This window comes from Actinoplanes oryzae, assembly GCF_030757795.1.
Lineage (GTDB): Bacteria > Actinomycetota > Actinomycetes > Mycobacteriales > Micromonosporaceae > Actinoplanes.
Window position 1 is genome coordinate 20,283 of record NZ_JAUQWH010000019.1, and the last position, 17,325, is coordinate 37,607.

Sequence of the window (17,325 nt, forward strand, 5' to 3'; positions counted from 1 at the left end):
TCACACAGCGACTCCCTGAGGGGTCCCCGGAGAGCAAGTCGGGTAAGACTGGGCGGCATGACAGATGAATCACCCATCCAGACCGAGGTCCCGCCGTCCGGCACGGGCTGCGCCGAGTGCCTGGAGAAGGGCGGCTGGTGGTTCCACCTGCGGCGCTGCGCCCAGTGCGGGCACATCGGCTGCTGCGACACCTCGCCCGCCCAGCACGCCACCGCCCACTGGCAGACCACCGGGCACCCGGTGATCCAGTCGTTCGAGCCCGGGGAGGACTGGTACTGGGACTTCTCGACCTCGGAGTCCGGCTCCGGCCCCGAGCTGGCGCCGCCCACCCACCGGCCGCTCGACCAGACCGTCCCCGGACCCGCGGGCTCGGTGCCGGCCGACTGGAAGTCCCAGCTGAATTAGGGGTCCGTCTCCGGGCGTCGCCTGATGCTCGCCGGGGTGCCGCTGCGCCACCCTTGAGTGGTCAGCACGGCACTCCGGCGAAGGGCACCGACCATGGCCACCACATTCTCCGACTCGATGACCCGCCAGGGCCTCACCCGCCCCCGCCAGGGCCGGCTGCTCGCCGGTGTGTGCGCCGGACTCGCGCGCCGCTTCGGCGTCGACCCGTGGCTCTTCCGGCTGCTGTTCGTCCTGGTGCTGCTGGTCATCCCGGGCAGCCAGCTGCTCGTCTACCCGCTGCTGTGGATCCTGATGCCGGCCGAGCGCCCGGCCTGACCCCTGGCCGGCGAGGCCGGGTTGCCCGGCCTGATCCCTGGCATCCCGGCCTGACCCCTGGCCGGCGAGGCCGGGTTGCCCGGCCGGACCCCTAACATCCCGGCCTCCCCTGTCCGGCGAGGCCGGGTTGCATCCGGTACCGGGGTACGGGCTTACCGTCGAGGCATGACGCCCGACGCGTGCACCCTGCCCGCCGCGGACCGCCCGCTGCGGCTCGCGGAGCTCGGCACCCTCATCGCCACGGCGGTCCGCTCCCGGCGCCGGCTGTCCGCCACGGTCCTGCGCTGGGAGCTGGACCCGGCGGCCGAGGCGGAAGCCCGGTCGCTGGCCGCGCGCGAGAGCCGGTGCTGCTCCTTCTTCTCCTTCACGTTCCGTCCCGGCCCGGCGTCGCTGCGGCTCGACATCGAGGTGCCGCCCGCGTACGCCGCCGTGCTGGACCGGCTGTCATGACCGGCCTGCGCAGCGGCGAGGTCGCCGCGCGGGCGGGCGTGAACCCGCAGACCGTGCGCTACTACGAGCGCCGGGGGCTGCTGGCCGAGCCGGCGCGCAGCCTGGGCGGGCACCGGCTCTACCCCGAGTCGGCGGTCACGGTGCTGCGGGTGATCAAGGCGGCGCAGCGGCTCGGCTTCACCCTCGACGAGATCGCCGACCTGCTCGAGAGCCACCGGGAGGGCATGGCCGGGCGGGCCCGCGCCAAGCTCACCGAGATCGAGGCGAAGATCGCCGACCTGCAGGTGATCGCCACGACCCTGCGCGCCGCCGTGGCCGCGGGCTGCGACGACCTGGTCGCCTGCACGGCCCATCCCGCCTGCCCCATCCCCTTCACCGGCCCGCCCACCGGCGCCGCCGGGCCCTGCTGAGCGGGCCGCGCTGCGCCTCATCGCGGTGTCGTCCTTCGCCCTCGCCGCCTACGCGACAGTTGAGTCCGGGCGCGCCCTATTACGCCGGGCCGGACCGGCGTCAGGGCTCCTTGGGCAGGCCGAACACATCGGCGAGACCGGTGACCTGGATCGCCTTGCGCACCGGCTGCGACGGGCGGGTGAGCGTCAGCGTCACGCCGGAGGCCGCGGCCGTGTTGCGGGCGCTGACCAGGGCACCGAGCGCGTAGGAGTCGATGAACCCCAGGTCGCTGACGTCGACGTGCAGATAGCGGACGCCGGCACCCTGGGCGGCGGCGGCGAGGCTGTCCCGCACCTCGTCGGCGCTGTCGAGGTCGAGCTCGCCGGACAGGGAGGCGAGCAGCAGGCCGTCCGTGGTGACCGGCTCGTAGGCGACGGCGGTTGTACCAGACATCTGACGAGAATAGCCGCGATCTTGCCCGCCGTCGCGCCACGCGAGGGGGACCCTTGCCGGCTGCGCTCCGGCTACCGCATACGGGCGAGATCCCGCCGGATGTAGCGCAGGTGTGCCCACTCCTCCTCCAGGATCACGCGGACGCAGTCGCCGACGGTGGGATGCCAGTCGTCGCCGCCCCACGGGTTCGCGCGGTCCTCGGCGAGCAGCTCCGGCGTTGCCGTGGCCAGGAAGTCGGTCACCTGCTGCTGTCGTTCGGCGCGCACCGCGAGGATCTCCGCGTAGGCCGGCGGGTCCGCGCGGAAGATCGACATGTCGAAGCCCGCCTCGGCGGCGCCGGTAAAGATCTGGCCGATCTCGTGGAACGGCTGCTCGATCCGCAGGATCCCCCCGCGCAGCCAGGCGTCGGTCGCCAGGACGAGGTGCCGCAGGGTCTGGGCCAGCGACCACTCGTCGTCGACGCGGGCGTCCACGAGGTCCGGCGGCGTGCTGTCCACCGTCGTCCGCCACGCGGACTGCACGGCGACCCAGCCCTCGCGCAGCCCCTCGGGCGTCTGCGCCTTCTGCAGCTCGCGGCCCGGGAACTGCCGGTTGAGCTCGGCGTCGACGAACGGCACCACGTCGACCCCGTTGACGATCAGGCTGCCGAAGAACAGGTCGTGGCTGTCGATGTCGAGCCCGTTCACATCGACGCCGCGCATCGTCATGCCGCTGACATCGGAGAACCGCACAGTGGCGCCCTTGAAGCTGGCGTTGACGAAGGTCGCGCCCTCGAACTCCTTCGTGCGGGTGTAAGTCGTCATGGCGTCATTATCACGGCCGCGCAGGACCGCCGTACGCCGTCAGCGCCGGTCTGCCGGGCGGGCAGCACGGTCACCGGGCCGATCGCGCCGGACCTGCCCCAGCGGCCGGCCATCTGGCGGGCGATACGAGCGAGACTGTGTCACCACACCGCGAAGACCCGCGCCTGCCCGCCCGAACCCTGCTCGAACGGCAGCAGGCCCACCACCACGGTCGCCCCGCGCGGGGGCAGGCCGGCGAGGTTCGCGAGATTCTCCAGCCCGTACCGGTCGGCGCCGGTCAGGGTCAGGTGCACCGGGAAGTCCTCGGAACGGCCCGGGTCGATGCTCAGCGTGTCCACGCCCAGGCTCCGGATGCGGCGCTCGGCAAGCAGCCACTCGCAGGCGTCCGCGCTGAACCCGGGGAAGTGCAGCACCCCGGCGGCGTCGGTGCCCCGGTAGGCGGCGGGGGAACCGGACCGGGCGCCCCACCCCGAGTGCATGAGAACGGCAGCGTCGCGCGGGATCCGGCCGTACCGTCGCTCGTGGTCCTTGAGGTCGCCCACCGTGACCTCGGCGTCCGGGTCGTGGGCCGCCTTGCCGGCGATGTCCACCACCACGGCCGGGGTGATCAGCTCGTCGAGGCGCAGCTGCGTCGACAGCCGCCCGCCGGGCGTGAAGTGCCCGGGCGCGTCCACGTGGGTGCCGGTGTGCTCGACCAGCACCCACTCCTGCATGTAGTACCCGTCGTCCTCGATGGTGGTGTAGGTGCGCCGCCGCGCCTCCTCACCCGGGGCGAACGCCGGGAACGCGGGCGACACCGGGTAGGTGAGATCCCGCAGCCCGCGCCGGGTGCCGGTCAGCGGGGTCGCGGCCGGTGCGGCCTGCGCCGGGTCGCTCCCCACCGCCGTGTACGCCGCCGCGGCCAGCCCGCCCAGCGCCGCCCGCCGCGACAACCGGGCCGGTTCCTGCCGCAGACACTGCTCGGTACACATCGTCGTGCCCCCTCGCTGCCGGTGACCTTTGTCGCAGGTGACCACACCCGGGCCGCGAGGGCAAGCACCTCCGTCAGGCGGCGCCGCGGTCGACCAGGCTGAAGGCGATGTCGTTCGGGCCGTCGCCGGCCTCCTCGACGTAGATCTCGCGGTCGCGTTCGTTCCACTGCACGATCCCGTACGCGTCGTTGACGATCGCGTAGGTCGGCCGGCCCTGCTCGTCCAGGTGCTCGTTGCGGCTCAGATGGAACAGCGTGGCCTTCGTGACGCCGCAGCCGGTCTCCACCAGGCTCGCCGAGCCCTGCGGGTCGAGCTTGACGCCCAGGCAGCGCGGCGCGCCCTGGTAGTCCGGCACCGCCGAGCGGATGAGGTGGTCGACGCCGCTGGGCACGAGCGTGAAGACCGACTCGGGCGTGGTGCCGCCGCCGGGCTTGGCGCGCTCGGCGACGGGCAGTTCGAGGTCGCGGTCGATGTCCGCGAGATGCAGCAGGATCTTCCGGTCCCCGTTGAGCATGTCCTCCTGCGTGGTGGCCCGGGTGGCGGCCACCGGCGGCGTCTTCCGGTCCGGGGCGGAGGACGAGGCGTAGCTCAGCGCGATGATCCCGCCGCCGGCGGCCAGCCCGAGCAACAGGACCGCGGCGGCGATGGCCCAGCGGCGGCCCCGGCGCGGCCGGGCGACCGGGACGGGGACGGGGACGGGGTCCACGCGTTCCGCGGCGAGCAGCGTGTCGAGCAGCTGCCGCGCGGTGGGACGCGCGGCGGGATCCTTGGCCAGGGCCCGCTCGACGACCGCGCGCAGCGGCCCGTCGAGCCCGGTGAGGTCCGGCGGCTGGGTCATGATCCGCATGGCGGTCGCCGGTGGGGACTCGGCGGCGAAGGGGGTACGCCCGGTGGCCGCATAGGCGACCACGGCGCCCCAGGCGAAGATGTCGGCCGGGAAGCTCACGGTCGCGACGTGCGCCGGGTCGAAGCGCTCCGGCGCCATGTACGCCACCGTGCCGACCATCTGATCCGTCCGCGTGTGGGCGCTCGTGGCCTCCAGCGGCCGCGCGATCCCGAAGTCGATGACCTTCACGCCGCCGGGCGCCACGAGCACATTGGACGGCTTGAGGTCGCGGTGGATGACGCCGGCGCCGTGGATGGCGGTCAGTGCCGTGGCGATGCCGACGGCCACCCCGTGCAACGCGGCGCCCCGCAACGGCCCGCGCTCGCGGATGACGGCGGCGAGGCTGGGTCCCTCGACGTACTCGACGACCAGGTACGGCGGGTCGTGGTCGGGGTCCGCGCCGAGCACCTCGGCCGTGGAGAACGGCGGCACCTGCTGGGCCCGGCGCACCTCGCTGCGGAACCGGCCGCGGAACTCGGGCTCGGCGGCGTACTCGCTGCGCACGACCTTGATGGCGACCGGCCGCTCGTCCTGGCCCCGGCCCAGATAGACGACGCCCATGCCGCCCTCGCCGAGGCGGCCGAGCAGCTCGTAGCCGCCCAGCCGGTCGGGGTCGCCGGGGCGCAGCGGCAGGCTCGTCATGACCCGCGACGCTACCGGGTGCCCGCCACCGCCCGGCGTTCAGGATCTTGCCGTGACGCTCTGGGCGAGGTAGCCGGCGGCGAGAGCCGTGGCGAGGCAGCCGAGCAGCAGGCGCAGCGCCCGGTCGGGCAGCCGCGGCTGCAGTCGCGCCCCGGCGTAGCCGCCCACCAGACCGCCGGCGCCGCAGAGCAGGCCCAGCGCCCAGTACGGCGCGACGTCCCCGCTCGTGACCAGCGCCAGCAGCCCGTACGCCCCGGCGCCCGCGACCGACGTCACGAACGTGCAGGCCAGCGCCGCCGGCGCCACCGCCGTCATGGGCAGACCCCGGCCGGCCAGCACCGGGCCGATCAGCGAGCCGCCCCCGATGCCATAGACGCCGCCGATCGTGCCGGCCACGGCGCCGAGCGCGAGCGTGGTGCGGCGCGACAACGGCGGGCGGGCGGGCAGGTCGCGGTGCAGTGCCCGGACGACGAGCCACAGTCCGAGCGGCAGCAGCACCACGGCGACGATCAGCCGGAAGACGCGGGGTCCGGGCACGGCGAAGACCCGGACGCAGGCGCCCAGCACCACTCCCGGCAGCGCGCCCACCAGCAGCAGCCGGGTCAGCGGCCCGGCGAGCCCGCCGGTGCGCAGGTGGCGGACCAGGGCGCCGGGGCCGGCCACGACGTTGAACAGCAGGTTGGTGGGTGTGACCGCCGGGCTGGGCACGCCGAGCACGCTGAGCTGCACGGGCAGCAAAAACACGGCGCCGGACACCCCGGCGGGCGTGGTGACCAGCGCGATCAGCAGTCCGGCGGCGAACCCGGCGAGCCCGGTGCCCCAGGTCACGCGGCGGCCGTGCGGTCAGGCACGGGCGGCGTTGGCGGCGATCGCGTCGGCCAGCGTGGGCCACAGCTCCCGGGGCAGGTCGTGGCCCATGCCCTCGAGGACGAGCAGCTCGGCACCCGGGATGGCGGCCGCCGTCGCGCGGCCGCCGTCGACGCCGATCAGGGGGTCGGCGGCGCCGTGGACGACCAGCGTGGGAGCGGTGATCGCGCCGAGCGCCGGGGTGCGGTCGGGCGAGGCGAGGACGGCGGCGTACTGGCGGAGTGTGCCCAGCGGCCGGTAGGAGCGGTCGTACTTCGCCGTGGCCCGCCGCAGCCGCTCCTGCTCGTCGATCGGGTAGCCGGGCGACCCGATCACCTTCGCGCCGGCGATGCTCGCGGCGATCGCCTCCTCGCGGCTGCCCACGGGCGGGCGGCCGAGCACCGCCGCGGCCTCGGGGGTGGGCCGCCCGACCGAGCGGTCGCCGGTCATCGACATGATCGAGCACAGGCTGGCGACCCGCTCGGGGAAGTCGATGGTGAGCTGCTGGGCGATCATGCCGCCCAGGGACGCCCCGGCGACGTGCACCCGGTCCAGGCCCAGCTCCTTGATCAGCCCGGCGGCGTCGGCCGCGAGGTCCGCGATCCGGTACGGCGCCGAGGCCGGGTCGCCCGCCATGATCGCGCGCAGGTCGGGCAGCGGGGCGGAGTCGAGCGCGGTGGACAGCCCGGCGTCCCGGTTGTCGAAGGTGATCACCTGGAAGCCGCGCGCCCCGAGCTCGGCGCGGAAGCCCTCGGGCCAGTCGATCAGCTGGGCGCCGAGGCCCATGATCAGCAGCAGCGGCCGGCCGTCAGGGTCGCCCGAGGTCTCGTACGCCAGCTCGATGCCGTTGGTCGTCGCGACGGGCACGCCGTCCCCTTTCCCTCGCACAGGACTGTCGATCCACAGTCTCCCACCTCTTGACCGGAACCCATCGACAGGAGTTGTCTGCCTGGTACAGCCATCAGGCGACGGGAGAGACGAACCATGAGAAACCGGGTGATCGCGGCGCTCGCCGTGAGCACTGTCGTGCTGGGGGCGCTCACTCCCCTGCCGGCCTACGCGGACGGACACGGGCGGCACACGCTCAGCGGCAGCAAGCCCCGCTGGCTCGGCCGCGCCCGGGACGCCGGCGCGCCGCGGGCCGCGGAGACCATCAGCTTCGGCCTGCTGCTCACGATGCGCGACGAGGCCGGCGCGAAGTCCACGCTCGCTCAGGTGTCCGATCCGGACAGCGCGAGCTACGGCAAGTGGCTGACGAGTGACCAATTCCGGTCGCGCTACGCCCCGGCGGCGACGGACGTGCGAGCGGTCACCTCGTGGCTCACCGCCCAGGGCCTGCACCTGCGCGGCACCGTGGCGGGCGGCCTCTACGTCGAGGCGAGCGGCACGACGGCGCAGGTCGACAAGACGTTCGGGACGACCGTGCGCGACTACACGTACGAGGGAAAGAAGGTCCACGCGAACAGCACCGACCTGTCGCTGCCCGCGGACGCCCCGGCGGTGATCTCCGGGGTGGTCGGCATCGACCAGGGCTCGGCGCTCAAGGAGCCCGGCGCCACGCTGCCCCCGCCCGGGGACGGCTTCCGCGCGGCGACGCCCTGCTCCGCCTACTACGGCCAGAAGATCGCCACCACGCTTCCCGCGGCGCCCGACGGGACGAAAGCGCCCTACGTGACGTGCGGCTACACCCCCAAGCAGTACCAGTCCGCGTACGGGGTGAGCAGCGCGATCAAGCGCGGGCTCGACGGGCGTGGGGTGACCGTGGCCGTCACCGACGCGTACGCCTCGCCGACCATCGTGAACGACGTCCAGCGCTACAGCCGGGAGCACGGCCTGCCCGCCCTCAAGCGCGGCCAGTTCCGCCAGATCACGCCCGCCGCCGACGGCTACGGCTACGTCGAGGAGTGCGACGCCGCCGGCTGGTACGGCGAGGAGACGCTCGACATCGAGGCCGTCCACGGCATGGCGCCCGGCGCGGACATCGTCTACGTCGGCGGCAGCGACTGCGTCACCGGCCTCGACGAGGCGTGGGCCGAGACGATCGACGACCACGTGGCGGACATCATCACCAACTCGTGGGGCAGCGGCACCGACGACGTCGAGCTGCTCGGCGCGGAGGCCGTCCGCTTCTACGAGCAGTTCTCCCTCGAGGCGGCCCTGACCGGCATCACCGTCGACTTCTCCAGCGGCGACAGCGGCGACCAGACCGCCGGCGGCACCGACCTGGCGGCCAAGTCGGTGAGCTTCCCGTCCGACCTGCCCTACGTGACCAGCGTCGGCGGCACCAGCGTGGGGATCGACGCCCGGGGCAAGCGCACCTGGGAGTACGGCTGGCAGAGCGCCTACCAGACCCTGGCGAACGGCGCGTGGGGCCCGTCGGCGTACAGCTCCGGCGGAGGCGGCGGCACGAGCATCCTCTTCGCGCAGCCCTGGTACCAGAAGGGCAGGGTCCCGGCGTCCGTCGCGAAGTACTTCGGCGCGACGCCCGCCCGCTCCACCCCGGACATCGCCATGCCCGGCGACCCGAACACCGGCTTCCGCGTCGGCCAGACCCAGCACTTCCCCGACGGCACCTACTACGACGAGTACCGCATCGGCGGCACCAGCCTCGCCTCCCCGCTGCTCGCCGGCCTCCAGGCGGTCGCCAACCAGCAGGCCCGCCACGCCCTGGGCTTCGTCAACCCGCTCTACTACCGCGAGCTGGGCACCGCGGCGCTGACCGACATCAAGGCGCCGCGCAAGCCCGTCTACCAGGCCCGCGCCAACTACGTGAACTCGGTCGACGCGGCGGAGGGCCGCTCGTACCTGCTGCAGCAGGTCGACGTCCAGACCACCACCATCCACACCACCCCCGGCTGGGACGCCGAGACCGGCGTCGGCACGCCCGGCCCGAAGTTCCTGACCGCCGGCCACTGACACCCTCGGGGCCTGCTCGCGCCGCGCCCGGCCTTCCGAGGCCGGGCGCGGGTCGCTACCGTGCGAGACAGGAGGCCGCCATGACTGTGCCCACCGCAGCGCCGCTCGCCCACCTCTCCCCCGCGGCCCAGCGCGCCGTCGTGCTCGCCCGCGCGGCCGCCGAGGACCACCGCAGCCCGGTCGTCGACCGCGACCACCTCATGGCCGCGCTGCTGCGGGTGCGCAGCGGCGTCGCGGCGCGGGTCGCGGCCGCGCTGGGGGCACAGACCCCCGATCTCGTACGCCGGGAGGCCCGCCCGCCGACCCACATCCCCTTCACCCCGGCGCTGCGCCAGGCCGTCACCGACGCCGCCACGGCCGCCGAGCAGCGCGGCGCCGGCAGCATCGGCACCGCCCACCTGCTGCTCGGCGTCCTGCGCGGCGGCGCGCTCGGCGGCCTCACGTACGACGCCGTGGAGGCCGAGCTCGCCCGCCGCCGCTGACCCGTCGCACCCCCGCGTCAGCGCAGGGTGTCGATGTCGATGACGAAGCGATAGCGCACGTCGGACGTGAGCACCCGTTCCCACGCCTCGTTGACCGAGCCCGCGTCGATCAGCTCGATCTCCGGGGCGATGCCGTGCTCGGCGCAGAAGTCGAGCATCTGCTGGGTCTCGGCGATGCTGCCGATGCCCGACCCGGCGAACGACAGCCGGTTGGCGAACAGCGAGAACACCGGCACCGCGAGGGGCTGCGGCGGCGCGCCGACGCTGACCAGAGTGCCGTCGAGGCGCAGCAGCCCCAGGTACGCGGCCATGTCGATCGGCGCGCTGACCGTGTTGATGATCAGGTCGAAGGTGTGCTTGAGCGCCTCGAAGGTCGCCGGGTCGCTGGTGGCGTGGTAGTCCGTGGCGCCGAACGCCAGGCCGTCGCCCTTCTTGCCCAGCGTCTGCGACAGCACGGTCACCTCGGCGCCCATCGCGGCGGCGATCTTCACGGCCAGGTGACCGAGACCGCCCATGCCGACCACGGCCACCTTCTTGCCGGGCCCGGCGTTCCAGTGGGCGAGCGGGCTGTAGGTGGTGATGCCGGCGCACAGCAGCGGGGCGGCCTTCTCGTACGGGATGGCCTCCGGCACCCGCAGCACGAAGTCCTGATCGACGACCACGTGCGTCGAGTAGCCGCCCTGGGTGACAGTGCCGTCGCGGTCGACGCTGCCGTAGGTCTGGGTGTTGCCCTTGAGGCAGTACTGCTCCATGCCGGCCCGGCAGTTGGCGCACTCGCGGCACGAGTTGACCATGCACCCGACGCCGACCCGGTCCCCGACGGCGTGCCGGGTCACCTCGGCGCCCGCCTCGGCGACCACGCCGACGATCTCGTGGCCGACGGTCAGCGGGTACGGCACCGGGCCCCACTCGCCGCGCGCGGCGTGGATGTCGGAGTGGCAGATGCCGGCGTACCGGATCTCGATGAGAACATCGCGCGGCCCGACCCCGCGCCGCTCGATCGTGCTACGCACGAGCGGCTCAGCGGCGGACGGCGCGGCGATGGCATTGACGGTGGCGATGATGCCCTCCGGTGACTGAAGACGATCGGACATCCCAGGTCACCACAGCCGCCGCGGGGCAACGAGTCCCTGTCGAGACGCGTACCGCCAGAGCACCCCACCCGCTCAGCGACCGGCCCCCGCGCCCTTCGCGGGCGGTGGGAAACTCCTCGACCGGCTCGAGGTGGTCGCGACCCGCCGCACCGAGAAGTCCGTACGCAGCCCGGCCGCTGAACACCCCACCCGGCTCGCCGACGGCGGCGGGCAAGCCGTCGCCACCGCGCGAGCACGGGAGGAGGTGTCACCTGGGTTCTTCCCCGTCCGCCGTCCCGCTCCGGGTCGGCCAGCGGCCGGTCTGTGCGGGACGAGTGCACGCGAGGCCGGACTACGCGTCGCGGTGCCGGGGTTCGCCGAACCAGAGAGCCAGGGTGTCGATGAGTGGTGCGGCGCCATCCGGGCCGACGGCGCACGCGATGTAGCCGTCCGGCCGGATGAGAAGGGCGTCGGCCGGTGGTGTCGCCGTGTGGGCGGTGACGAGGCCGACGCGATCGTCCCAGGGCGCGATCAGATCCGCGAAAGGACCGGTGCCCGTGAGGTCCACCAGCAACGGCCGGCCGGGGTGCAGGAGCTCGGCGAGGCGGATGTCCCGGGATGCGATCCGCAGGTCGAGGTCGGGGGCGAACCGGCCGGTGAGCGCGTGCGGCGTGCCGGGGTGCATCGGGTATCGGACGTCCGAGCCGGCCATCAGGTCAGCGATCTGCCGGGTCGCTCCGGGGATCTCGAGCAGCTCGCCGACGACCTGGCGCAGGGCGGTGGTGGCGGGACCGGGTGACATGAGCGCCAGTTGGGCCTGGGTGTGCATGGTGACCCGTTCGGCGGCCGGACGGCGCTCGGCCTGATAGCTGTCGAGCAGCCCGGGCGGGGCCCAGCCGTGCGCCTGGGCGGCGAGTTTCCAGCCGAGGTTGGCGGCGTCCTGCAGCCCGAGGTTGAGCCCGGGGGCGCCGACCGCGGGATGCACGTGGGCGGCGTCGCCGGCCAGAAACACCCGGCCGTGCCGGTAGGAGGACGCGATCCGGGTGTTGGCGACATACCCACGGCGCAGCAGGTGCGGCCCCGGAGCCGGCGGCGCGGCCAGCGGCAGGTCCTGGCCGAGTACCCGGCCGAGGCTGTCGGCCACCTCGTCGATCGTGACCGGGGTGTCGCCGGCGACGGGTGGGCCGTCCCACTCGATCACCGAAGCCATCACCACGCCGGGCGTGTGCGGCACCATCACGTAGGCGCCACGTTCGGTGCGGTGCCAAGCGTACAGGCCGATCCGGTCACCTCCCGGCAGCACAAGTTCGCCGGTCTCGGCGCTCATCGACGACGCCGGCACGGCCACGTGCGCGGCACGCGAGACGATGCTCTGATCGGTGAAGCCGTCGAACGAGACGCCGATCTTCTTCCGCACACCGCTGCGGGCGCCATCGGCTCCGACGAGATATCGGGAGCGCAGCTCGTATTCGCCGTCCGGGCCTTGCACCCGTACGGACACGGCGTGGTCGTCCTGACGCAGTTCCATCAACCGGTGTCCGCGTCGCAGGTCCACGCCGAGATCCCGGGCTCGTTGTTCCAGCAGCGATTCCAGACGGGCCTGCGGAATCGGCAAACCGTAGAGCGGATTGTCCGCCAGGCCGGAGAGATTCAGCACCAGCGCGCCGAACAGAAACGCCGGAGCCGCCTGCGGCCGATGGCCACGGCCGCCGAACGACTGATACAACCCTCGGTGGTCCAGGAAGCGGACCACCTGCCCGATCAGGGCGTTCGCCTTGTACGCGGTGCTGCGCTCGGACAATTGCTCCAGCACGACGGGGCGCACACCGGCGAGCGCCAATTCGCCGGCCAGCAGCAGCCCGACCGGACCGCCACCGACGACAACGACGTCGGTCATCATCACATTCTCTCCTCGGTTCGAGCCTGCCTGTCCGATCGCGTGTCGGATGACCACAGCCGTACCCGCCCAGAGGTCATGAATTTCTCGGCACCGCTGAGCATGCCGGGCACCGTAGCGACAACCGGACAAGCCGAAAGCCACAACCCCGCACTGTCGAAAATGCCGCTCGTGAGATAATGGAAGAGACGCCGAGGGATGCGCAGCCATGGTGAGCAGTCGGTGGTCGTTGGCATTTCTCGGTCGGCGACCGTGCGCTGCTGCCATCCGCGAAGTGCTCCGCGAACCTCGCCGATCGCTGTCGACCCGCGGCCAGTTGACCAGGACGCGCTACTTCGGTGCCGCCGGCCGTGGCGGTGGACCTCCCCGAAGGTGTTCACCTCGACCCAGTCGCGGTGGCTGAGCACCATGGCGTGCAGCCGTGCGGCGTCGAGACTCTGGTCGTCCTTGCTTGCCACTGGGCATCGCCCGCCACGAAGGGTCCGTCGTCGTCGTGGGGCTCAACAGCCTGCGCCTGCACCGCTTCGCCGTCGGGCCGCCGGCCCGCTCCCGAGGCGGGCGGGCGGCGTCAGGCGGGCGTGGCGAGGAGGCGCTCGACGCGGTCCGCGACCGCCAGGAGGTACGGGCCGCGGAGGTGGTCGACCTTGGCGTTCCACGAGGCGGGGCCGTGGCGCAGCAGCATCTCGTCGTGGCGGGCGGCCGCCGTGACGCGTTCGCCCGTCGGGCCCACCGTCTGGTCGGCGTAGGTCAGGGCGTCGGAGAGGGTGTCCTCGTCGTAGCGGTAGACGGCCAGGCGCTCGGCGAGGCCGCGGGCGGCGGCGACGAAGCGGGCGCCGGAGTGGTGGGCGACCATGGCGGCGACGGCGAGGGGCCAGCCGCGGCCGGCGAGGTGGTCGGCGCCGTCGAGGGGGTGGAAACCGGTTGCCGCGATGGGGGCGGCGTAGCCGATGTCGTGCAGCCAGGCGGCGGCGACCAGGACGTCGGGGTCGAGGTCGAGGGCCGTGGCCAGCTCGCCGGCGCGCTCGGCGACCCCGGCGGTGTGACGCCAGCGGTTGCCCATCGTGCCGATGAGACCCCACGCCGTCTCGCGTGCCGCCGTTACGAACGCGTCGGTCCGAACCGTCATGGTCGCATCGTGGTCCGCGCAGGTGAACGGCCGCTTAACGACGCCTGTCCCGGACCTGAATGCGACGCCGGGCCAGAGCCTTTCCCCCGAACGGCCGGAACCGGACATACGATCTTCTTTTTCCCGTCGCCGAGTGCATATGCACGTGCAGGAGAGCTTGCATGTGCCCGCCCGCCTGAGGATGCTGGGTGCTGCATCACGCAGCGTCACCAGGGGTGGAGGACGAATGGAGCGCAATCGGGGCCCGCTCGGGCCGGTCAGCAGTTTCCCGGAGACGGACTACCGGTTCGGCGTCGGCACGCTGCGCATGCGCGTCGAGCGCGTCGACTGGCAGCGGCCTCTGCGCTACGACGACGAGACGTGGTACGAGGTGGTCGGCATGGAGGTCACCGCCGACGGCCGCGACGTGGGGCCCCGGCAGACGCTCGTCCGCGCGCGCAGCCTGGCCGCGCTGCGTGGCAACACGCCACGCCACTGACACGGTACGTTGACGATCATGAGCGTACGTTTCGGATTGTTCGTCCCGCAGGGCTGGAAGATGGACCTGGTCGAGATCGCCGACCCGGTCGAGCAGTACGAGGCGATGACCGCCGTCGCGCGCCTCGCCGACGCCGGCCCGTGGGACTCCGTCTGGGTCTACGACCACTTCCACACCGTGCCCGAGCCCACGATGAACTCGGTCTTCGAGGCGTGGACGGTCAGCGCCACCCTGGCCCGCGACACGAGCAGGGTCAACATCGGCCAGATGGTCGGCTGCAACGGCTACCGCCAGCCCTCCCTGTACGCCAAGATCGCCTCGACCGTCGACGTGGCCAGCAACGGCCGGCTCTACGCGGGGCTCGGCGCCGGCTGGTACGAGCACGAGTGGAAGGCGTACGGCTACGAGTGGAAGGACGTCCCGCAGCGGATGGGCGAGTTCCGCGAGGCCGTGCAGATCGTGCACAAGATGTGGACCGAGGACCGGCCGGTGTTCGAGGGCCGGCACTACCGCATCGACGGTCCGATCAACGAGCCCAAGGGCGTCCGCAAGCCGCACCCGTCGTTCTGGCTGGGCGGCGGCGGCGAGAAGGTGACGCTCAAGCTGGTCGCCCAGTACGCCAACGGCTGCAACGTCGGCAACGGTGACCCGGAGATCATCCGCCACAAGCTCGGCGTCCTGAAGGGCCACTGCGACGCCGTGGGCCGCGACTACGCGAGCATCGCCAAGTCGACGAGCCTGGAGCTGGACCTGTCGTGGTCGCCGGCGCAGACGATCGCCAAGGTGGAGCAGCTCGCCGAGGCCGGCGCCGACTACGTCATCGTGTACGTGCCGCGGGTCGCCTACGACCACGAGCCCGCGCAGCGCCTCGCCGAGGAGGTCATCCCGCAGTTCGCGTGAGCTGCCGGCGGGCCGGGACCACCGGTGCCGCGTGCCTGGCGCGCGGCACCGGCCACGGGCGCAGCCGGGGCGTACGCCGGGCGGCCAGGTCCTCGACCCAGCCCAGCCCGAGCACCGCCGCGACCAGCAGGCTCAGCGCGATCAGCGAGAAGACCAGGTAGATCGCGGCGCCCTGGCGCAGCCCCCACAGCTCCAGCCGGTCGCCGATGAGGATCGCCACGGTGATGGCGACGTTGTGCCACAGATAGATGGTCACCGCCCGGTTGTTGAGCGCGGCGACCAGCCGCTGGACCAGCGGCAGCCGGCTCAGCCAGGCCATCGGCGGGCTCACCCGCAGCAGCGCCAGCACGAAGCCCATCGAGTAGACGGCGTGCGCGAGCGGGAACGGCACGAGGTCCAGCCCCCACGGTCCCGGGTGGGAGATCACCCAGACCAGGCCGGCGACCATGCACACCCCGGCGAGTACGCCGACCAGGGCCGGCCGCATCCGGCGCAGGTCGCCGTCGCGGTGGGCGAAGCCGAGCGCCCAGCACGGCAGGAAGGTCAGCACGTAGCCGGCCGTGCTGACCGCCGCGTTGCCGGTGACGAGCGGCTGGTTGTGCAGGATCGCCAGCGCGACCAGCGGCGCGACGATCGTCAGGACCCGCTGCTTGCGATAGAGCCGCAGCAGCAGGGGCGAGAGCAGCACGAACCACAGGTACGTGGCCAGGTACCACAGCACGCCGGCGCCCTCGGCCGCCACGTCGCCGCCGCCGTGGCTGGCGGGCGGCTGGGCCAGCGGCACGGCCCAGAGCAGCAGCGACGGCCAGGCGGGCCGGTGCACCCAGTCGGTGACGAGCATGACCGGGACCAGGATCAGGCCCATGGCCCAGAGGGCGGGGAGCAGGCGGCGCACGCGGCCCTTGATCACCGTGCGGCCGGCCGAGCGCCCGAGCGAGCTTGCCATCAGCGAACCGCCCAGGGCGAACATCACGCCCATCGAGGGGAAGATCAGGGCGAGCACGGCGTAGTGGAAGGCGTGGTACGCCACGACCCGAACGATGGCAACAGCACGCAGAGTATCGAAATACCCGTCCCGGCTCGACGCCTTCGCGGCTGGCACGCTCGTCACCAGCACCTCCACATGATCGACACAGTTTCACCAAACTCACCGAAGGTAATCGATCATGGGACTTCGCCGGTCGGCCGAACGGGTGGAAACGGCTCGCGGAACAGCCAGGCGCGCCGGCGCTACGCTCGCGCGGTGATCCGCATCCACTTCGGCGACGCCACGATCGACCGCACCCGGATCGCCGTCAGCCCGCTGCTGGAGCTGACCGCCGGGCTCGAGCTCGTCCACCGGCACCCGGCGCGGGCCCCCTGGCCGTACACGGAATGGGCTGCCACCGCCCGCGAGGTGCTGCGCACGGCTCCGGCAACCGCGCCGCTGCGGGTCTACGCCCAGCTGTACGGGACCGAGCACGGCCGCCCCACGCCCGACGTGTTCACGCCCGTGCCGGCGGGATCCCGGCCCGCGCTCGGCGACCAGCTCGCCGCCCTCCGGCGGACCCCGCCCGCGCTCGTGGTGGCGCAGCTCGCGAAGCACTACCCCGAGGGCGTCCCGGAGTTCCTGACGCCCTACCGCGACGACCCCGGGCGGGCGTTCGGCCGGCTCGCCGACGCGTTGCAGGCGTTCGCCGAGCTCGCCCTCGCGCCGTACTGGCCGGCGATGCGGGCGGCGCTGGACGAGGAGGTGCTGCTGCGGGCGCGCACGCTCGCGGCTGCCGGGCCCGAGGAGCTGCTGATCGGCGTCCGCGGCCGGGCGCACTGGGACCGGCCGGTGCTGTCGCTGCCCAAGCGCAACGAGTCGGTGCTCAACGCCCGCGACAAACGGCTGCTGCTGGTGCCCGTCCTCCTGCTCGAGGACAAGATCACCGTGTCCACCGACCACCCCGAGATCGTCATGATCACGTATCAGGCCCGCGGCGCCGCCGTCCTGGCGTCCCGGCCCGGCTCCGGCCGCCGGCCGCGCGACCGCCTCGCCCAGCTGATCGGGCCCGGCCGCGCCGCCGTCCTGCGCGCCCTGGCCGAACCGGCCACCACGACCGGCCTCGCCGCCGCTCTCGGCGTCTCGGCCAGCACCGTCTCGGAGCAGCTCACGGCCCTGCTCGCCACCGGCGCGGTCACCCGCACCCGCAGCGGCCGCCGCGTCCTCTACACCCGCTCGCCCGCGGGCGCGACGCTGGCCGCCCTGTTCGACGATTCGGCTCCGGCCGAAGCCTGGGACTCCCCCGCCGCCGTCTCCTAGCGTCC

At 73.2% G+C, this 17,325-nt stretch carries 19 protein-coding genes; 9 read left to right on the forward strand and 10 right to left on the reverse strand.

Annotated features, from left to right (window positions below; genetic code table 11):
* Nucleotides 1–57: 57 nt before the first annotated feature.
* The 4 genes from RBH18_RS09465 to RBH18_RS09480 all read left to right on the forward strand — a co-directional run bounded on the left by RBH18_RS09465 (nucleotide 58) and on the right by RBH18_RS09480 (nucleotide 1,580).
* A complete protein-coding gene (locus tag RBH18_RS09465) occupies nucleotides 58–405 on the forward strand; it encodes a UBP-type zinc finger domain-containing protein (protein WP_306205851.1) in 348 nt (115 codons plus the stop codon).
* A gap of 93 nt (nucleotides 406–498) precedes the next feature.
* Entirely contained in the window at nucleotides 499–720 is a 222-nt protein-coding gene (locus tag RBH18_RS09470; RefSeq protein WP_306205853.1) for a PspC domain-containing protein, read from the forward strand.
* Nucleotides 721–885: 165 nt separating this feature from the next.
* The gene (locus RBH18_RS09475; RefSeq protein ID WP_306205855.1) at nucleotides 886–1,170 is read left to right on the forward strand and encodes a hypothetical protein; all 285 of its coding nucleotides are present in this window, start codon (nucleotides 886–888) and stop codon (nucleotides 1,168–1,170) included.
* Entirely contained in the window at nucleotides 1,167–1,580 is a 414-nt protein-coding gene (locus RBH18_RS09480) for a MerR family transcriptional regulator (RefSeq protein ID WP_306205857.1), read from the forward strand. The genes RBH18_RS09475 and RBH18_RS09480 overlap by 4 nt, the downstream gene beginning before the upstream one ends.
* Nucleotides 1,581–1,680: 100 nt before the next feature.
* Here RBH18_RS09480 and RBH18_RS09490 read toward each other — a convergent pair whose 3' ends face one another.
* From RBH18_RS09490 to RBH18_RS09515, 6 genes are all read right to left on the reverse strand, one after another.
* Nucleotides 1,681–2,013: an STAS domain-containing protein gene (locus RBH18_RS09490; protein ID WP_306205859.1), complete on the reverse strand. Its 333-nt coding sequence runs from the start codon at nucleotides 2,011–2,013 to the stop codon at nucleotides 1,681–1,683.
* Nucleotides 2,014–2,084: 71 nt separating this feature from the next.
* Nucleotides 2,085–2,816 carry a DinB family protein gene (locus RBH18_RS09495; protein WP_306205861.1) on the reverse strand — a complete coding sequence of 244 codons (732 nt, stop codon included), beginning with the start codon at nucleotides 2,814–2,816 and terminating at the stop codon, nucleotides 2,085–2,087.
* 140 nt (nucleotides 2,817–2,956) lie between these two features.
* The gene (locus tag RBH18_RS09500) at nucleotides 2,957–3,787 is read right to left on the reverse strand and encodes a cyclase family protein (protein WP_306205863.1); all 831 of its coding nucleotides are present in this window, start codon (nucleotides 3,785–3,787) and stop codon (nucleotides 2,957–2,959) included.
* A 73-nt stretch (nucleotides 3,788–3,860) separates the two neighbouring features.
* Nucleotides 3,861–5,315, reverse strand: a complete 1,455-nt coding sequence (locus RBH18_RS09505; RefSeq protein ID WP_306205865.1) for a serine/threonine-protein kinase — start codon at nucleotides 5,313–5,315, stop codon at nucleotides 3,861–3,863.
* 39 nt (nucleotides 5,316–5,354) lie between these two features.
* Nucleotides 5,355–6,143, reverse strand: coding sequence for a sulfite exporter TauE/SafE family protein (locus RBH18_RS09510; RefSeq protein WP_306205867.1), 789 nt, complete (start codon nucleotides 6,141–6,143; stop codon nucleotides 5,355–5,357).
* A 15-nt stretch (nucleotides 6,144–6,158) separates the two neighbouring features.
* The gene (locus RBH18_RS09515; protein ID WP_306205869.1) at nucleotides 6,159–7,028 is read right to left on the reverse strand and encodes an alpha/beta fold hydrolase; all 870 of its coding nucleotides are present in this window, start codon (nucleotides 7,026–7,028) and stop codon (nucleotides 6,159–6,161) included.
* A 117-nt stretch (nucleotides 7,029–7,145) separates the two neighbouring features.
* Between RBH18_RS09515 and RBH18_RS09520 the strand changes: the two genes are divergently transcribed.
* Both RBH18_RS09520 and RBH18_RS09525 read left to right on the forward strand, forming a co-directional pair.
* Nucleotides 7,146–9,077, forward strand: a complete 1,932-nt coding sequence (locus RBH18_RS09520; protein WP_306205871.1) for a S53 family peptidase — start codon at nucleotides 7,146–7,148, stop codon at nucleotides 9,075–9,077.
* Nucleotides 9,078–9,157: 80 nt separating this feature from the next.
* Nucleotides 9,158–9,559, forward strand: coding sequence for a Clp protease N-terminal domain-containing protein (locus tag RBH18_RS09525; protein WP_306205873.1), 402 nt, complete (start codon nucleotides 9,158–9,160; stop codon nucleotides 9,557–9,559).
* Nucleotides 9,560–9,576: 17 nt separating this feature from the next.
* On the opposite strand, the gene RBH18_RS09530 is transcribed toward RBH18_RS09525, so the two are convergent.
* The 3 genes from RBH18_RS09530 to RBH18_RS09540 all read right to left on the reverse strand — a co-directional run bounded on the left by RBH18_RS09530 (nucleotide 9,577) and on the right by RBH18_RS09540 (nucleotide 13,655).
* Complete coding sequence (locus RBH18_RS09530) at nucleotides 9,577–10,620, reverse strand: NAD(P)-dependent alcohol dehydrogenase (protein WP_306205952.1); 1,044 nt, start codon at nucleotides 10,618–10,620, stop codon at nucleotides 9,577–9,579.
* A gap of 364 nt (nucleotides 10,621–10,984) precedes the next feature.
* Nucleotides 10,985–12,739 carry an FAD-dependent monooxygenase gene (locus tag RBH18_RS09535; RefSeq protein ID WP_306205876.1) on the reverse strand — a complete coding sequence of 585 codons (1,755 nt, stop codon included), beginning with the start codon at nucleotides 12,737–12,739 and terminating at the stop codon, nucleotides 10,985–10,987.
* Nucleotides 12,740–13,097: 358 nt separating this feature from the next.
* On the reverse strand, nucleotides 13,098–13,655 hold the full coding sequence (locus RBH18_RS09540; protein WP_306205878.1) for an HD domain-containing protein: 558 nt from the start codon (nucleotides 13,653–13,655) through the stop codon (nucleotides 13,098–13,100).
* Nucleotides 13,656–13,881: 226 nt separating this feature from the next.
* Between RBH18_RS09540 and RBH18_RS09545 the strand changes: the two genes are divergently transcribed.
* Together RBH18_RS09545 and RBH18_RS09550 are read left to right on the forward strand one after the other, a co-directional pair.
* Nucleotides 13,882–14,133 (forward strand): hypothetical protein, encoded by a 252-nt coding sequence (locus RBH18_RS09545; RefSeq protein WP_306205880.1) that lies wholly within the window; start codon nucleotides 13,882–13,884, stop codon nucleotides 14,131–14,133.
* An 18-nt stretch (nucleotides 14,134–14,151) separates the two neighbouring features.
* Entirely contained in the window at nucleotides 14,152–15,033 is an 882-nt protein-coding gene (locus RBH18_RS09550; protein ID WP_306205882.1) for an LLM class F420-dependent oxidoreductase, read from the forward strand.
* Here RBH18_RS09550 and RBH18_RS09555 read toward each other — a convergent pair.
* Nucleotides 15,014–16,156 (reverse strand): acyltransferase family protein, encoded by a 1,143-nt coding sequence (locus RBH18_RS09555; protein WP_306205884.1) that lies wholly within the window; start codon nucleotides 16,154–16,156, stop codon nucleotides 15,014–15,016. The genes RBH18_RS09550 and RBH18_RS09555 overlap by 20 nt on opposite strands.
* Nucleotides 16,157–16,276: 120 nt before the next feature.
* Between RBH18_RS09555 and RBH18_RS09560 the strand changes: the two genes are divergently transcribed.
* Nucleotides 16,277–17,320, forward strand: coding sequence for an ArsR/SmtB family transcription factor (locus RBH18_RS09560; RefSeq protein WP_306205886.1), 1,044 nt, complete (start codon nucleotides 16,277–16,279; stop codon nucleotides 17,318–17,320).
* Nucleotides 17,321–17,325: the final 5 nt, after the last annotated feature.

Bases quoted from the DNA above. Each gene is read 5' to 3' on its own strand.
- RBH18_RS09545 (WP_306205880.1), top strand. From the start codon at position 13,882: ATGGAGCGCAATCGGGGCCCGCTCGGGCCGGTCAGCAGTTTCCCGGAG.
- RBH18_RS09490 (WP_306205859.1), bottom strand. From the start codon at position 2,013: ATGTCTGGTACAACCGCCGTCGCCTACGAGCCGGTCACCACGGACGGC.
- RBH18_RS09505 (WP_306205865.1), bottom strand. From the start codon at position 5,315: ATGACGAGCCTGCCGCTGCGCCCCGGCGACCCCGACCGGCTGGGCGGC.
- RBH18_RS09540 (WP_306205878.1), bottom strand. From the start codon at position 13,655: ATGACGGTTCGGACCGACGCGTTCGTAACGGCGGCACGCGAGACGGCG.
- RBH18_RS09535 (WP_306205876.1), bottom strand. From the start codon at position 12,739: ATGGCTGCGCATCCCTCGGCGTCTCTTCCATTATCTCACGAGCGGCAT.
- RBH18_RS09500 (WP_306205863.1), bottom strand. From the start codon at position 3,787: ATGTGTACCGAGCAGTGTCTGCGGCAGGAACCGGCCCGGTTGTCGCGG.
- RBH18_RS09475 (WP_306205855.1), top strand. From the start codon at position 886: ATGACGCCCGACGCGTGCACCCTGCCCGCCGCGGACCGCCCGCTGCGG.
- RBH18_RS09520 (WP_306205871.1), top strand. From the start codon at position 7,146: ATGAGAAACCGGGTGATCGCGGCGCTCGCCGTGAGCACTGTCGTGCTG.
- RBH18_RS09525 (WP_306205873.1), top strand. From the start codon at position 9,158: ATGACTGTGCCCACCGCAGCGCCGCTCGCCCACCTCTCCCCCGCGGCC.
- RBH18_RS09470 (WP_306205853.1), top strand. From the start codon at position 499: ATGGCCACCACATTCTCCGACTCGATGACCCGCCAGGGCCTCACCCGC.
- RBH18_RS09550 (WP_306205882.1), top strand. From the start codon at position 14,152: ATGAGCGTACGTTTCGGATTGTTCGTCCCGCAGGGCTGGAAGATGGAC.
- RBH18_RS09495 (WP_306205861.1), bottom strand. From the start codon at position 2,816: ATGACGACTTACACCCGCACGAAGGAGTTCGAGGGCGCGACCTTCGTC.
- RBH18_RS09480 (WP_306205857.1), top strand. From the start codon at position 1,167: ATGACCGGCCTGCGCAGCGGCGAGGTCGCCGCGCGGGCGGGCGTGAAC.
- RBH18_RS09465 (WP_306205851.1), top strand. From the start codon at position 58: ATGACAGATGAATCACCCATCCAGACCGAGGTCCCGCCGTCCGGCACG.